The organism is Burkholderia orbicola (assembly GCF_900100915.1).
Lineage (GTDB): Bacteria > Pseudomonadota > Gammaproteobacteria > Burkholderiales > Burkholderiaceae > Burkholderia > Burkholderia orbicola.
In genome coordinates this window covers 1706327-1721783 of record NZ_FNKW01000002.1, presented here as the reverse complement: position 1 = coordinate 1721783, position 15457 = coordinate 1706327, and the positions used below count along the sequence as shown (strand labels likewise).

General features: G+C 66.2%; 15 protein-coding genes. 4 read left to right on the top strand and 11 right to left on the bottom strand.

The window, feature by feature from the left end; translation table 11 throughout:
* Nucleotides 1-20 precede the first annotated feature (20 nt).
* The 5 genes from BLS50_RS24565 to kdgT form a co-directional block, all read right to left on the bottom strand.
* Nucleotides 21-1148 carry a J domain-containing protein gene (locus BLS50_RS24565; protein ID WP_074804722.1) on the bottom strand — a complete coding sequence of 376 codons (1128 nt, stop codon included), beginning with the start codon at nt 1146-1148 and terminating at the stop codon, nt 21-23.
* Nucleotides 1149-1256: 108 nt separating this feature from the next.
* The gene (locus BLS50_RS24560; RefSeq protein WP_074804719.1) at nt 1257-1583 is read right to left on the bottom strand and encodes a DUF4148 domain-containing protein; all 327 of its coding nucleotides are present in this window, start codon (nt 1581-1583) and stop codon (nt 1257-1259) included.
* A 511-nt stretch (nt 1584-2094) separates the two neighbouring features.
* Nucleotides 2095-4479, bottom strand: coding sequence for a DNA polymerase II (locus BLS50_RS24555; protein ID WP_074804716.1), 2385 nt, complete (start codon nt 4477-4479; stop codon nt 2095-2097).
* Between the two features lie 79 nt (nt 4480-4558).
* Nucleotides 4559-4855, bottom strand: a complete 297-nt coding sequence (locus BLS50_RS24550; RefSeq protein ID WP_074804713.1) for a hypothetical protein — start codon at nt 4853-4855, stop codon at nt 4559-4561.
* Nucleotides 4856-4994: 139 nt separating this feature from the next.
* Nucleotides 4995-6014, bottom strand: coding sequence for a 2-keto-3-deoxygluconate transporter (gene kdgT, locus BLS50_RS24545; RefSeq protein ID WP_074804710.1), 1020 nt, complete (start codon nt 6012-6014; stop codon nt 4995-4997).
* A 226-nt stretch (nt 6015-6240) separates the two neighbouring features.
* Here kdgT and BLS50_RS24540 point away from each other — a divergent pair, with 226 nt between their 5' ends.
* Nucleotides 6241-6612: an SH3 domain-containing protein gene (locus BLS50_RS24540; RefSeq protein ID WP_027806825.1), complete on the top strand. Its 372-nt coding sequence runs from the start codon at nt 6241-6243 to the stop codon at nt 6610-6612.
* Between the two features lie 18 nt (nt 6613-6630).
* Here BLS50_RS24540 and BLS50_RS24535 read toward each other — a convergent pair whose 3' ends face one another.
* The gene (locus BLS50_RS24535; RefSeq protein WP_074804707.1) at nt 6631-8235 is read right to left on the bottom strand and encodes an EAL domain-containing protein; all 1605 of its coding nucleotides are present in this window, start codon (nt 8233-8235) and stop codon (nt 6631-6633) included.
* 406 nt (nt 8236-8641) lie between these two features.
* Here BLS50_RS24535 and BLS50_RS24530 point away from each other — a divergent pair, with 406 nt between their 5' ends.
* Nucleotides 8642-8935 carry a hypothetical protein gene (locus tag BLS50_RS24530; RefSeq protein WP_074804704.1) on the top strand — a complete coding sequence of 98 codons (294 nt, stop codon included), beginning with the start codon at nt 8642-8644 and terminating at the stop codon, nt 8933-8935.
* Nucleotides 8936-8960: 25 nt separating this feature from the next.
* On the opposite strand, the gene BLS50_RS24525 is transcribed toward BLS50_RS24530, so the two are convergent.
* Nucleotides 8961-9269 (bottom strand): hypothetical protein, encoded by a 309-nt coding sequence (locus tag BLS50_RS24525; protein ID WP_074804701.1) that lies wholly within the window; start codon nt 9267-9269, stop codon nt 8961-8963.
* A 305-nt stretch (nt 9270-9574) separates the two neighbouring features.
* On the opposite strand from BLS50_RS24525, the gene BLS50_RS24520 reads away from it, so the two are divergent.
* On the top strand, nt 9575-10105 hold the full coding sequence (locus BLS50_RS24520) for a YcxB family protein (protein ID WP_074804698.1): 531 nt from the start codon (nt 9575-9577) through the stop codon (nt 10103-10105).
* An 89-nt stretch (nt 10106-10194) separates the two neighbouring features.
* Here the strand turns inward: BLS50_RS24520 and BLS50_RS24515 are convergent, their stop codons facing one another.
* The 3 genes from BLS50_RS24515 to BLS50_RS24505 all read right to left on the bottom strand — a co-directional run bounded on the left by BLS50_RS24515 (nt 10195) and on the right by BLS50_RS24505 (nt 14133).
* On the bottom strand, nt 10195-11832 hold the full coding sequence (locus tag BLS50_RS24515; RefSeq protein WP_074806678.1) for a histidine-type phosphatase: 1638 nt from the start codon (nt 11830-11832) through the stop codon (nt 10195-10197).
* A 182-nt stretch (nt 11833-12014) separates the two neighbouring features.
* Entirely contained in the window at nt 12015-12449 is a 435-nt protein-coding gene (locus BLS50_RS24510; protein WP_027806831.1) for an HAD family hydrolase, read from the bottom strand.
* A 325-nt stretch (nt 12450-12774) separates the two neighbouring features.
* Nucleotides 12775-14133, bottom strand: a complete 1359-nt coding sequence (locus tag BLS50_RS24505) for an NAD(P)/FAD-dependent oxidoreductase (protein WP_074804695.1) — start codon at nt 14131-14133, stop codon at nt 12775-12777.
* A 100-nt stretch (nt 14134-14233) separates the two neighbouring features.
* Here BLS50_RS24505 and BLS50_RS24500 point away from each other — a divergent pair, with 100 nt between their 5' ends.
* On the top strand, nt 14234-15187 hold the full coding sequence (locus tag BLS50_RS24500; RefSeq protein WP_006480013.1) for a LysR family transcriptional regulator: 954 nt from the start codon (nt 14234-14236) through the stop codon (nt 15185-15187).
* 20 nt (nt 15188-15207) lie between these two features.
* Here BLS50_RS24500 and BLS50_RS24495 read toward each other — a convergent pair whose 3' ends face one another.
* Entirely contained in the window at nt 15208-15402 is a 195-nt protein-coding gene (locus BLS50_RS24495) for a hypothetical protein (RefSeq protein WP_074804693.1), read from the bottom strand.
* Nucleotides 15403-15457: the final 55 nt, after the last annotated feature.

Genomic DNA, 15457 nt, shown 5'->3' with positions numbered 1-15457 from the left:
TACCCCTGGCGCTTGCCGACTCAATACGAATCGTCGTCGAAGCGGGACGATGCCGGCCGGCGCTTCATGTCCTTCAGCCAGTTCCTGACCTGATCCGGGTCCTCGAACTCGCGCAGCGCGACGGTCAGATCCTGGTTGCTCCGCTGCGTGCCGGCAATGTCGCGTGCCAGCATGCGCAGCACGGTATCGGGCGCAACCTTGGTGGACGACGCGATCCCGTACGTGCGCCGGAAATCATTCTCGACGTGCACGATCTCCTGATCGAGTTCGCGCAGCTGTTCCTCGAGGATGCCGTTGTAGCGCGTGAGCCGCGCTTCGCTGAGGCCGTCGATCGCACGCCGGTCGATCTGTTCGATCTCCAGCTGCAGTTCGAGCAGTTGCAGCAGGTTGCCCTTCTCGTAGGCACGGTTGACCCGCTGCATCAGCACGGTCTTGCGTTGCTGCTCCTGCGGATCGGGTTCGCGATCGGGATGCAGCGCGCTGGCCAGCTTGCGATAGATCTCGCGGATGGATTTGCTCGATTCGGCCTGCTCGGCTTCGATCCGGGCCTGCGCGGCCGATTGCTTCGGTGCCTTCTTGCGCTTCGCGCGCTGCGCCTCGCGGGCCGCGTGGGCGGCCATGTCGCGCTCGAACTGGGCGTCGAGTTCGGCCTGCATGCGTGCCGCGAGTTCGTCGGGCGACAGCGTGTCGAGATCTTCTGGCGATTGCGGTTCGGGTTCCTGTTCCCGTCCCGGTTTGGCGGGCTCGGGAGCGGCCGCTGCGTGGGCAGTGTGCGCGGGTCCTGCATGCCGGTTGTAGACGATCTTCAACGTCGCGTCGTCGCTGACGTCGAGCAAATCGCGCGCCATGTCGACGATCAGGTCGGACAGCGTGCGCTGCTCGGCCTTGCTCAGGCCCTTCTGCAGGAACGCATCGTCGAGCAGATGGATCAGCCGGATGCGCAGCGCCGTCGCTTCCTGTTCGAGCGGCAACAACCCATCGACGAACTTCTTCTGGAACGCCGGCATCACGGCTTCCCACGCGCCGAGCCGCTCGCGCCGCTTTTCGATCTGCTTGACGAGCGTATTGAACGTTTGCTGGGCTTTCGACAGGCTGGCTGTCTCGTGGCCGGGCGCGATGGCGACGGCGGCACCGCGACGTGCGGTCATGATGAGTGTCCTCCGGCCGCGGCGGGACGCGCGGCAGGCCGGTATTTTAGCTGCATGCCCGCGGGGCGGTGCGGAGTGGGGGGCTTCCTCCCGGCGACCGGCGGCGCGTCAATGCGTCACGGCCGCCGCTGCCGGCGCGCCGGAATCCGAACCCGGTGCGCCGTTCGGGCCGTAGGCCGCTTCGGCATGCTTGTGTTCGGCGAGGCGCTTCGCGACCAGGCGTTCCTGCGCGGCGACGATGTCGTCCGGATAGCTGTCGCCGTCGCCGATCGTCGGGTTGTAGCCGACCGATTCGAGGTCGAGCAACTCCTGGCGCACTTGCGCGCGGGTGAGCGTCGAGTGCGACGACGATTGTGCGTACGACATGGTCGGTGCGGCGAGCAGCGCGATGGCTGTAGTGGCGACGGCGGTGATGGTAACGATGAGCGATTTCACGATTTCCTCAGACAGTTTCGTTTGCGGTTCGGCGCACTGGGGCGGTCGAACCGATGGAGCAAGTTTAGGAACCCGGAACGGCCGGATAAACGGCGATTCCTGGCGAGCTGTGTTCCAGAATGCGCGAGAGTGCGCAACGTGCATGCCGTGGCGATCACGCATCGGCGATTGCTGCGGCGGTGCTTGTCGCATCGACCGATCCCGACGCGCGCGGCGTGGCGACCGCGATCGCATCGATGGTGCCGCTTGGGCCTGCCCAGCTCAGCGGTAGGTGCGTGCATCGGTCGTGCGGCCAATGATCCGATACGTGGCCAGATCGACCGGCCGGCCCAGCGTCCAGGCTGGACTCCTGATCGAGGCAATCGGTTTTACTTGTCGTGCGGCAGGTGGGTGCGCGCGAATGCCGGTCGATGCGGCTGCGGATCGATCGGTAGACCCATGGTCGACGCACGAGGAACTGCCTGAAAGAATGGGTTGCGTGCGCAGTCGGCGCGGGCTGGAGGGTGGCCCTTCAATCGCCGAACAACTGCCCCTGCCCGGAGATCACGCGTTCGAAATCGTCGCGCAGGAACGGCAGGATCGCATCGGCGACGGGCTGAAGCTGGCGGCTCAGATAGAACGCATAGTCGATCGGCGAACGCATCGTTTCGAGCGGCTCGGGGCCGGCCGTCGTCATCACGTAGCTGATCCAGCCGCCGCGCTGATACTGCAGCGGCCGGCCCTGCGCGTGATTGAACTCGTCGGCGATGCGTGCCGCGCGCACGTGCGGCGGCACGTTGCGCTCGTATTCGCGCAGCGGCCGGCGCACCCGCTTGCGGTAGACGAGCTGGTCGTCGAATTCGCCGGCCAGCGCGCGCTGCACGTAGTCGCGAATGAAATCCTGGTACGGTTCGCGCCTGAACACGCGCCGGTACAACTCGCGCTGGAATTGCTGCGCGAGCGGCGTCCAGTCGGTGCGCACCGTTTCGAGCCCCTTGAACACGAGATCCTCGCCGCCGTCGGCCGTTGCCGCGAGGCCCGCATAACGCTTCTTGCTGCCTTCTTCCGCGCCGCGCACGGTCGGCATCAGGAAGCGGCGGTAATGCCGCTCGTATTGCAGCTCCAATGCGCTGTCGAGCCCGAACTGTTCGCGCAGGTGGGTATGCCACCAGCGATTCACGTGCTCGACGAGTGCGCGGCCCTTGGCGCCGGCTTCGTCGTCGTCATGTGCGCGGCCGAGCCACACGAACGTCGAATCGGTATCGCCGTAAATCACTTCGTAACCCTGAGCTTCGATCAGTGTGCGCGTGCGGTGCATGATCTCGTGGCCGCGCATCGTGATCGACGATGCGAGGCGCGGATCGAAGAAGCGGCAGCCCGTCGAGCCGAGCACGCCGTAGAACGAATTCATGATGATCTTCAGCGCCTGCGACAGCGGCGCGTTGCGCTGCCGCTTCGCGTCGTCGCGACCCTCCCACACGCGACGCACGATGTCGGGCAGGCAGTGCGCGGTGCGCGAGAAGCGCGCGCCGAGAAAACCGGGCACCGATGCGTCGTCGCCAGGATTCGCGAGCCCCTCGATGAGGCCGACCGGGTCGATCAGGAACGTGCGGATGATCGACGGATAGAGGCTCTTGTAGTCGAATACGAGCACCGAGTCGTACAGCCCGGGCCGCGAATCCATCACGAAGCCGCCGGGGCTGTTCTGCCCCGTCACGTCGCCGAGGTTCGGCGCGACATAGCCGAGCCGGTGCATGCGCGGCAGGTACAGGTGCGTGAACGCCGCGACCGAGCCGCCGGTGCGATCGGCCGCGAGGCCCGTGACGCTCGCGCGTTCCAGCGCGAAGGACAGCAGGTCGGCCTTGTCGAAGATGCGCGTGACGAGCTCGCAGTCCTTCAGGTTGTAGCGCGCGAGCGCGGGCTTGTCGTGCTCGAAGCGGCGCTGGATCTCGTCCATCCGCTGGTACGGGTTGTCGATCGACTTGCCTTCGCCGAGCAGCGACTGCGACACGTATTCGAGGCTGAACGACGGGAAGGTCCACGTCGCGGATTTCAGCATGTCGATGCCATCGAGGATCAGCCGGCCGGCCGCGCCCGCGAAGAAGTGGTCGGGCTGCTGGCCGTGCGCGCGCCAGTCGAGCACGCTGCCGCCGCGCCCGAGCTTCAGCGGGATGCCGTATTGCTCCGCGTGCGCATGCAGGATGCGCAGGTCGAACTGCACGAGATTCCAGCCGATCACCGCATCGGGGTCGTGCCGGTCGAACCAGTCGTTGAGCCGCGCGAGCATCGCGGGGCGGCTGTCGCAGTAGTCGAGGTCGAAGTCCAGGGCGCCTGCGCTGCCGCTTGCGTCGCCGTTCGGCGGCCCGAGCATGTAGACCTGGCGCTGTCCGCAGCCTTCGAGCGCGATCGAGTACAACTCGCCGTGGACGCTGGTTTCGATGTCGAGCGACACGCAGCGTAGCGCAGGGCGGTAGCCGGTTGCGGGCTTCAGTTCGCCGCCGGTGAGCGAGCCGTCGCGGCCGGGCTGGCCGCGAAACTCCACGCATGCGGTGATGAAGCGCTCCATCGCGTAGCGGTCGGGCGGCTGCACGTCGGCTTCGTAGACGTCGACGCCGGCGGCGGCGAGCCGCTTCTGGAGCCCGGACAGATGCCGGTAGCGCTTGCAATAGAGGCCGACGACCGGGCGCTGCCGGAAGTCGCGCAGCGCGAGCGGGCGCAATTCGGCTTCGCGCTCGCCGGCCAGTGCGCGTTCGGCGAGTGCCTGCTGTTCGGCCGGGATGAACGCGACGGCTTCCTGCGGGCGCAACCGCACGCGGCGCGGACCGTGTTCGGTTGCCAGCCAGAACTCGATCTCGATGCCGGATGCGGTGTCCCGCCAGTGGCGGGTAAGGATGAAGCCCTGCTCGAACGCCGTCAAAACGCTTGCTCGTCGTGGATGCCCAGGCGGCGGATTTTAGCGCCTGGAAGCGGTTCGCGCCGATAGCGGCGCGATGGCATCAGGTGGCAGGAAGCCGGCGCGTGATGCGCCATCCCGTGCGGGCCGCATCGACCGGCCGCAGCAACCAGCGGCGCGCGACGATCGCGTGGCGCTTCTGCGTGACGTATTCGTCTACGGCAAGTTCGAGGGTATCGTCACCGACGCGGGACAGTGTCGCGGTGGCGCCGGAGCCGTCTGCGAATTCGATGACGGCGGGGTGTGGTTTGGCGGTGCGCGGCGCATCGTGGTCGAGCGTCACGATGCTGCCCGGATAGAGGTGCGAATGGCGGGTACGCAGCAGGACGGCGGTGGGCATGGAAGGCGCTCCGGAAAACGCCGGCTTGGGCAACGTGAGCCGGATTCCGGAGCCTACCTGAAGGTGAGCGTTCGCGGGGTTATGGCGAGCGGCCGCCAGGATGGTCGGTGCCTGAGGCCGGACCCGAACCGGCACCCCCTCAAACATGCCCCTCGTGCTCGATCGCCCCACCATGCGCCGCCCGCGTCACGACCCGCACCGGCACCCCTGACGCCCTGGCCGCCCGCTTCGCCCACATCGCCGTCAGAATCGGCACGAGAATCGCCGTCACGAGGCACGCGGTCGCGACGATCGCCGTCGCCGCCGGCACCATCGGTTTGAACTTCGGAATCATCTCGCCGATGATCGCCGGGTTCGCGACCGCGGCGCCGGCCGTCGACGACGCGGCCAGCCCCGCCGTCCCGTTGCCGCCGCCCAGGAACTTGTCCGCGAGAATCAACGGCACGCCCGTCACGACGATCACCGCGAGCCCGAGCGCGATGCCCGGTAGCCCGCTTTTCGCGATCACGTTGAGATCGATGCCGTTACCGAGCGCGAAGCCGAAGAACGGAATCAGCGGATGCACGCAGCGGCCGAACAGCTCGCGCAACTCCACGTCGAGATTGCCGAGCACGAAACCGATCAGAAACGGCAGCACCGCGCCGACGAAAAGCCGCGTCTCGAACACCGCCACGCCGGCCGCGCCGAGAATCAGCATGCTGACGAGCGGCCCCGATTCGATCGACATCAGCACGAACGCGCCGGCCTCTTCCTTGGTACCGTATTGCTGCATCACGGCCGCATAGAGGCCGCCGTTGGTCATGTCCATCGACGTCGTGATCGCGAGCAGCGACAGGCCCGCGAACAAGCCCGTGCGGATGCCGTCGTCGGGGATGAACCGCGCGGCGATCACCGTCGCGAGCCACGCGACCACGATCTTCGTCGCGAGCAGCGTGCCCGACTTGCGTAGCACGACACCCGTCGCGCGCACGTCGATCGTCGCGCCCATGCAGAAGAACCAGACGGCGAGGATCGGCACGGTACCCGCGATCAGGCCGTTGGTGAACGAGCCGAAGTACTTGCCGGCATTCGGTGCGAACGTGTGCACGCACGCGCCCAGCAGCATCGGCACCAGCATGAGGCCGCCCGGAATGCGGTCGATGGCCTGTTTCAGCTTCACGTCTCCTCCGTGGACGTCGATGCGCCCCGTTGTCGAATGATGTCTGCTGACTGACTATAGGACATGATTCGCAACGGTGGTCCGTTTTCGTGAATTTCGATGGTAGTCGTATCATCCGGACGCGGCCGGCGCCGAGGTGACGACTGTGACGACCGTCGCGCAGGATCGAGCGTCTGCCGGCCGCGAACCGGCAAACCGAAAAAAACTACGGCGTGGAGGGCGAATGATGAAAATGACGATGCACATGGGCATCGCGTTGCTGGTGCTCGGCGCGAGCCTGGGCGCGAACGGCGCGCAAGCGAAGAGCACGGTCGATTGCGGGAAGCTCGATGCGGCCACGAGCGGCCCCGACGACAACTTCCGGCCGCCGGCGTCCGGCACGGTCATCGGCACGGGCCGCGCGTATTTTTACTCGGCGCCCGACGCGCAATGCATCACGAAGCGGACCTTCATCGTCCCCGGCGATTCGGTGACCGTCTACAAGTCGCACGGGCGCTGGTACGACATCATGTACGTGAACGGCAAGACCGGCGACGACTTCGAAGGATGGGTCGAGCAGGGCCGCGTGCGCCTCGGCGGCCAATACGGCGCGCAGTAGTCGCCGTCGGCGGCGCCGCTACACCGTCGCCCCGGCGAAATCGCGCTGCAGGTTCTCCGCGCGCAACGGCCGCTGGTACAGGTAGCCCTGCGCGTAGTGGATTCCGACCGCATGCAGCGCGCGATGCTGCGCTTCGGTTTCCACGCCTTCCGCGATGATCTTCAGGCCGTAGTGATGCGCGACGGCTGCGATTCCCTCGATCAGCCTCGAGCTGCCGCTGTCCAGTTGCGACACGAACTGTCGATCGATCTTCACGTAGTCGAACGGAAAGCGCGACAGCATGTCGAGATTGCTGTGATGCGTGCCGAAATCGTCGATCGCGAATTTCGCGCCTTTCGATCGCAATGCATGGAAGATCTCGGTGGTGCGCGCGTTTTTCTCGAGCAGGATGCGCTCGGTGACTTCGAGCACCAGCGTGAAGCCCGGCGGCAGCGCACGGATCGCTGCCTCGACGTCGGCTACGAACTGCCCGCGCTCGAGATCCTGCGGCGCGATGTTCACGGCAATGCGCAGCGGCGCGGACGGCGTCAGCGCGGTCAGCTCGGCGACCGCCGTGCGCAGCACGAATTCGGTGACCTTCGGCAGCACGGTGCTCGATTCCACCTGCGGGATGAACACGGCCGGGCTGATGGCCCCCCACTTCGGATGGTGCCAGCGCAGCAGCGCCTCGACGCCGACCGTCCTGCGCGTCTGCACGTCGACGATCGGCTGATACACCACATGGAACTCGTCGCGCCTGAGCGCGTGGCGCACGGCTTTCAGCAACAGCCGCCGTGGTGCCATCGCGAGCAGGTAGGCGGCCATCACGAGGCTGTCGGCGAGCAGCACGATCGTCGCGCAGATCAGCCGGTAATGGCGCTGGACCTGTGACGCGTAGCGCGCCGATGCGATGACCGACACCGTGAACGGCCAGCGCTGCGAAGCTATCGTGCTGCCGCCCGCGGGGGCCGCCTCCGTTTCCGGCGAGAACTTCCCGTGCTGATCGAGACGGCCTGCACCCGCGATCGACAGCGTGGCCGTTTCCGCTCCGTTGCCGGTGCCGTGGGCGAGCGCGTCGGCCACGTAGTCGCCCTCGATCACATACAGGACGCCCGCGCCGCGCGCGGTGGATCGGAATACGGACAGCACCGGAATGCCATGCTGGAACGGCGTCTGGCGTAGCAGCGTGACGGCCATCGAGCCCGGTTCCGGCTCGCGCGCATACGCGGTGAGCGGCAGGTCGATCGAACCGAGCGCCGACGAGCACATGAGGCGGCCGTCGCTCACCAGCCCGACCGCACGCAGATAGCGCAGGCGAGTGCCCACTTCGGCGAGTGTCCGGAACACCGTCGCGCATGGCCGCCCGACGAGCGCGCTCAGCTCGTCCGCGTGTCGGAGGCGCACGCCGTCCAGGATGCGGTCCACGGAAGCCACGATGTCGTTTGCCACGACGCGCTCATTCGTGGTGACGGCATCGCGTGCGTAGCGGTCGGCCAGTACGATCGCGAACGCGGGCACGAGCACGCAAATGATCACGGCGGCGAGAAACATGACGCGCGGCCACGCGCCGCTGCGGTGGAAAAGGAGTGTCGAGCCGGGCGTGAGCGCCCGCAGCCCCGCGATTGCCTTTGGTGTTATACGCATGACGTGGCAAGTCGAACCGGTCGATACACCAGCGGCACGCACTTCGCATGCCCGAGTCGGGCCATGCGGCTCGCGCGCCGGTTTCGGATGCCTATCGATTCGGCCGTCGCTTGTCGCGATCGTCCATCGATCTGGCGGTATCCCTCAATAACATGCGTACATTAAGCATGTATATAGGCGCAGCGTATCGAAAAAAGCCCCGGCCGCACAGTGTGTGCAGCCGGGACGAAAGACACCGTCTCTTGGCACGAGGATGGTGCGCGGCAAGTATATGATGCGGCGCGCTATTACGAAATATTGTTGTCTAAAAATTGGTGCCGTTTTGTGATTGTGTCTCAAAAAGAAACATTTCCGCGTGGCCCGCTTTCGGCGGTCGGCCGCGAGGGTGTCGAGCAGGAGCTTTGCGATGGAAGAAAATACTGCGCCTACGGTCATCGTGACCGACGGCGCCGCCCTGGCGGACGGCGGTTCGCTGTGGATCAGGATTTCGGTGGACGGGCAGGCCCAAGACTATTCGCTCGATCGCGCACTCGCGTCGCGCGGTACGCCGAGCTACGACAGTATCCGTGGTGTGCACGGCGTACTGTCGAACGAAGAGCGACGGGAGTTGCGGGTGCTGCTGGAGCGCATCGCCGATCCCGCGATGTGGGCCGGCATCGTCGACACGTTCATCCAGGTGCTGAAGCGCTCCGACGCGTGATGAATGATGGCATGCCGGGCGAGATTCAGAAATCGTTGCGCATCTTGTGGAGCAGGCCGCTGGGTGATTGATGCGTGTCCACGGCAGTGAGGACATCGGTCAGGAACCACGGCAGGTTCAGCTGCGTGTTGGAATCGCCGACGCAGACGCGGATCGGCGGCGCGCTGGAGGGGGCGCGGGTGCCTTGTGTGGCGTCCCGCGACGGCACGCAATTTTTCGCGTATGCCTGAGCCGGCACCGGCGGCGCGACGGCACCCGAGGGCGCACCGGCAGTGGCCGGTAGGCTGATGGCGGCAAATAGGGTCAGGGCAGCGGCAAGGGCGACGCGTTTCATGAGGGTTCTCCGACGATGCTCGTTCGACCATGCGGGCCGGTGCGAGTTCGTCGGCGCAAGATACGAATCACCTGCCAGAACAGACTGCTCAGCCGCGCGCAATGCCGGTCGTCCGCGTCGGTCGCTCGCCGCACGGGTGTCGTTCCACGCATGTATATTGTCGCCATGCATCGATCGGCCGGCGATATCGCGCCGCTTCGTTTGCACGTCTCCGTGCGCGCGCACTGCCAACCCGCCCGAGCGCGGTGCTCGCGGCGAAGCATCCAGAGCAATTACAAGAACCAGAGAGCGTTCCGAGCCCACCCATGAGCGATACCGAAGTCGTTTTTCAAATAACCGCGGACGCTCTCGTCCACGCATACCGCCTGCATCTTTGGCGCAGGTACAACTGGAAATACCTGCTCAAGTCATTTGCGATCGGTGCGATCGTGTACATCGCCCTGCTGGTCGGCGGCGTCCGGATAGCAAGCGGACGTTTTCCGGAATGGCGCTATGTCTGGATGGCCGCGGGAATCGCGGCTGTCGTCGCGATCGGCGTGCCCATCCTGAATCATCTGATACTGCCGCGCGCAGGTCGCAAGATCCACGACCAGCAAAGGACGCTTCATCAGATTCACACGGTCATTTTCCAAGGCGACCGGTTCATTGTCGAAACACCGACTTCGCGCGACGAAATTCACTATGTGGATCTCATTCACTGGAGCGAGGATCGTCAAATGATCCTGCTTTATCAGTCGTCGGTGATGTTCCGCGTGGTACCGAAGCGCGTGCTGAACGACGGGCACGTGGCGTTCCTGCATCGAGCGCTGCTTCAGAACGGCGTGCGCAAAGTCTAGCGTGCCGCGGAGCGCATGACGAAGTCCGAACGGTTTGCGCCGTCCGGGTTTCAACGTGCGCTTGCGGCCAGAAGGCCCCGCGCATCACATCACTGATACCCGTAACACTGCTTCAACCCAGCGTAGTCGTAGAAATGGCTGCCCGGCGCGAGCTTCGCGCCGTCGCACGCGGCCTGGAAATCCGTCTCGCGCTCGTTGTACAGCATCTTCACGATGAGCCGCGACCCGTTGCGATAGACATCCCACTGCATGTTCGCGGCCATCGGCGAGACCTGGTCGCCGCGCCACGGGTTGTTCGCATACGTGTACGTCTGCGCCTGCGGCGTCGGCACGAACACGTTCTTCAGGTTCATGATCGACGCGAACGGAATCACGATCTCCGCATGCGTGAAGCGCAGCTTCGCGGCGTGCGTCAGGTCGCCGCGCGCGATCGCGTCGACTTCGCCGAAGAAATCGTCCTGCAGCACCTTCGCCATCCGGTACGTCACCGGGTTCGCTTCCTGGATGCCGGGCCCCTTCTGGTAGTAGTCCTCGGCATCCTGGAGGTACGCGAGATACTGCGCCTGCTCCGCACCGATGTACTTCTCCATCGTGACGCCGCCGGTTTCCGCGGTCATGGCCGGCGCGACCTGCAGCAGGTTGTACAGCACGTTCACCGCATCGACGGCCGTCGCGATCTTCGTCTTGCCGTCGCCCTTCAGCGTGTTGGTGAACTTGCCGTCCGTCGACGTGAACGCATAGGTGCCGGTGTTCGCGAACGTGTAGCCGTCGGAGCCGAGCTTCGCGATGAAGGCCGGCGACACGAGCGCGGCCAGCACCGTTTGCGCGACGTCGGCCGCCTGCGGCGCGGCCTTGATCGCCTTCAGCTTCGCGGCCACCGTCGCGTCGTTTGCATAGGTCTGGTACGCCTGGCTCGCCTGATAGGTCGCGTAGTACGGATCGCTCGTGTCGGTCACGAGATCGGTGGCCGGCTTCAGCGAGTGGAAATACAGCAGGAAGCGGTTGGTGCCGGCCGGCTGTGCAACCGGTGCGCTCGCCGGATAGCCGGCCAGCGCGGCCGGCAGCGTGATGGCCGGCGCCAGTGCCGGCTGCGCGGCAACGAGCGCCGCCGAGAAATACGTCGAACTGTCGACCGCGCGATCCTGGCCCGAGTTGACGACGACCACCTGCCGGTTGCCCGTCGCAAACAGCGCGGGCAGCCGCTGCGCGAGACGCGCGGCGAGTTGCTGATGTTCGCGGATGCCGGTTTGCGTGAGGTTGCCGTACCCGGGTGTCGAGATGCCCTGCACGTCATAACCGAGCAGCGCATTGGCCTTCATCATCGCGTACGTGTCGGCCTTGAGTTGCGCGCCGAGCGGGGTCAATGCGCCGTCGGCCTCGGCCTTGACCAGCATCGCGTAGATCGCGCCGTCGTACTTGAAGCCCGACAGCCCGCGCGAGCCGTGACGGGCGACGAGTTCGGTATAGACCGGCGCGTAGCCGGCCGGCGGCGCTTCGTACGTCGCGGCGTCCTGCTGCGGGCGGTACGGCGTCTTCGTCTGGTAGTAGGTCGCGGGTGTCGGAGTCGGCGTGGGCTGAGGTTGCGGCTGCGGCTGCGGTTGCGGCGCGGGCGCCGTGCCGTTGTTGTCGGCCGACGTGGCGGGCGGCGTCGAGTCATCCCCGCCGCAAGCGGCGAGCAACAGGCAGGCAATCGTGAGGGCGGCGGCGGTGCGGGTCGGGCGTGTCATCGTGGCGAGCAACGGACGGGACGATGCGCATGCGCGCCGTCCCGTCTCCGGGGGAATGTGGTCGAGCCCCGAAGTGTTGCAAGCGACTTTGACAGCAGAATGTCAGGATGCGGTCGGACAATCGTCGGATGGCCGCCGAGTCGACGATGACGGCCGGCCGCTGCCAGCCCGTGTGCTGGCGTTCAGTGCAGCCCGGCCGATGCGATCGAGCGCACCGTATCGGTGATGTTCACGCAGCGCGACAGGCCGAAATGCTCGGCTTCGCGGCGTTCCGGTTCGCTGCTCGCGATCCCGACCGCGCGCTCCGGCGGCACGCCGAGCGCTTGCAGCGCGACATCGAACGGATGCTGATTCGATCCGGAGTCCTGTTGATTGGAATCCGTGACGACGACCGAGAAGCGGTCGAGGTTCGCGCGGCCGAACTGGCCTTCGAACATGTCGCTGAGCCGAGCGGCCGGCAGCGTCGTGACGAGACCGAGCCGATACCCTTCTTCCGATGCCCGGTCCAGCCACTGGATGATCGCGTCGCGTTGATGGCGCGATTCGCGCGAATCCGGTGTGGCTTCGATCTGCGCGAATGCTGCGTCGAGACGGGTGACGATGGCTTCGATGACCACGGGGATTCCTTTTCAGAAACGTGATGATCCGTTCGCCGACGGGAATGCCACACACCTTAGCGTCGATCCGGAAAATGCGACCAATTAATATTTTTCGCCGACTCATACGATTCGGCTAATGAATGGGCGGCAAGCCAGCGGGGGCGCGGGATGTGTGTCGCGCGGCATGTGCCGCATGAATTGCCTCGTATCGGTCGCGTTCAACGTGATGCACCAGCGTGGCGCACATTGTGAATGCGTCGAGTATATGCATATGGAAAAACGGCATATCGAGCGATGCCCGCCCGATATGCCGCGTCGTGATGCTGCGCGCGAACAGCTGCGATCAATGCAGCTTGATCGACGGCTGGTGACGGCTTTGCAGCCAGTGGCTCAGCGACTGGAACAGCGCGCGCTTCATGCCGACCACGCTGAACAGGTGCTTGCGATACAGGAACTTGTACAGCCCGATTGCCGCCAGCCCGTCGACGATCAGCGAGCGCGAGCGCCCGCCGATGTCCGCCTGATACACGGCGCCCGCATGCCCGAGCGACACGACGGTGCCCGCATCGCGGAACGTGAAGCCGGCCACCGGCTTGCCGGCGACGCGACGCGCGAATGCGTTGACCAGATACACCGCCTGCTGATGAGCGACCTGCGCGCGCGGCGGCAGGAACCCGCCTGCACCGGTCGACGGGCACGCGGCGCAGTCGCCGAACGCATACACGTGCGGATCGTCGGGGGTCTGCAGCGTGTCGGTCACGATCACCTGGTTCGAGCGGTTCAGCGCGATGTCGCCGATGTCCCGCAGCATCGCGGGGCCCGCGACGCCGGCCGCCCAGATCGTGATGTCGCTCGCGAGCCGTTCGCCCGTCGCGGTCGTCACGGCATCCGCGCCGACTTCCGCGACGCGTGTATCGGTCAGCACGTCGACGTTCAGCGCGCGAAGCTGCGCGTGCATCTTGCCGGACAGCCGTTCGTCGAGCGCGGGCAGGATGCGCGGGCCGCCTTCGATCAGCCGAATGTGCACGTCACGCGCGGACACCAGCGCCTTGAAGCGGTACGTCGTCAGTTGCTGAACTGCATGGCGCAGCGCGGCGGCCAGCTCGACACCCGTCGCGCCCGCACCGATCACGTTGATGCAGATCGGCGCGCCGCGCCGCGCGGGCTGCTGCTCGGCCAGGTGATTCGCCTTCGTGCAGGCAGCCAGGAACTTGCGGCGGAAATCCTCGGCCTGGTCGAGGTTTTCGAGCGGCAGTGCATGGCGCTCGGCGCCCGGCACGTTGAAGAAGTTCGTCACGCTGCCGACCGCCAGCACCAGATTGTCATAGTCGAGCGTGCGCTGCGGCAGGATTTCCGTGCCGTCCGCATCCTGCACGGCCGCGATCGTCGCCGTGCGCGCCGCGCGGTCGACCTGCTGCAGCGCGCCCTGCACGAAGCGGAAGCCGTGGCGCTTCGCCTGTGCTGCGTATTCGATCGTGTGGGAGGCCGGATCGCGATGGCCCGATGCGGCTTCGTGCAGCAGCGGCTTCCAGAAGTGCGTCGGATAGCGGTCGACGAGCACGACGTCGGCCTGCCCGCGGCGCCCGACCGTATCGCCGAGGCGCGTCGCGAGCTGCAGGCCGCCGGCGCCGCCGCCGACGATCACGATGCGCGGCAGGCGCGGTGCGCGATCCGTTGCAAGGGTGGGCGTGGTGTTGTCCATGTTGGGCTCCCGCTGAATGACGATTCGGATGACATTGCTCAAGAACCGACGATATAGTTTCGAACCCACTCGAACAATTTAATGTTTATAAGCGACTCATATGTATTCACTTATAGGAAAGACCGCGACGTTCCGGCAGTTGAAGGCGCTGGACATGATTGCGCGGCTCGGCAGCGTGTCGCGCGCGGCCGAGGAGCTGAACCTGACGCAGCCGGCCGTGTCGCTGCAGGTTCGCCTGCTCGAGGAGGCCGTGGGCGCCGCGTTGCTGCAGCGGGTGGGGCGTGGCGTGCAACTGACCGCGGCCGGCGAGATCGTGGCGCGCTACGCGCGCGAGATCCTGCATCTGTGGAGCGAGGCCGGCGACGAAGTGGCCGCGCTGACGGGCGATCTCGGCGGCACGCTGCGGATCGGCGCGATCACGACGGCCGAATACCTGATCCCGCCGCTGCTCGTCAAATTCACCGCGACGCGCCCGCACGTGAAGACCTATTTCAAGGTCGGCAACCGCGACGACATCATCCGCATGCTCGCGACGCATGAAATCGATCTCGCGGTGATGGGCAGCGCGCCGAAGGAGCTGCGCACGCACGCGGTCGAGTTCGCGAAGCATCCGATGGTGTTCGTCGCGGCGCCCGGCCATCCGCTGATGCAGCGCAAACGTGTGGCGCTGAAGGATCTCGAATCCGCGCACCTGCTCGTGCGCGAACGCGGCGCGGGCACGCGCTCGACCGTCGAGAGCCTGTTCAAGAACGCGGGCCATCGCTTTCATGTGGGCTCCGAACTGTCGAGCAACGAGGCGATCAAGCAGATGGCCGAAGCCGGGCTCGGCGTCGCGTTCCTGTCGTTGCACGCGTGTGCGCTCGAACTGCGCACGGGGCTGCTCGGGCAACTGCCGTTTCCCGGCAATCCGATCGAGCGCGAATGGTACGTGGTCACGCTCGCCGACCGGCGGATCTCGCAGGTGACGGGGCTGTTCCGCGACTTCCTGATCAAGCAGGGCGCGCCGGTGATCGACGGCGCGACGGTGGCGCCGCACGAGCGGCGGCGCAAATAGGCGGCGTGTCGACCGGCCCGTCAGACGAGCCCGAAGTCGTCGTTGCTGTCGGGAATCGATGCGAGCAGCCGTTCGAGCCGGTACCAGCCGACCACGCGCAGGCACCACGCGGCGATGGCGGTGCGGCCGTTGCGGGAGTCGGGGCCGGATGAAGGGCGGGCGGCGGACGGCGAGCGCGCGATGAACGCCGCGCGCTGCGGGCAGGAATGGGGCATGACGGGCTCCGTAGGTGTCGGATGAGGCGATCGTAAGCGCCGCGGCGCCCGGCGG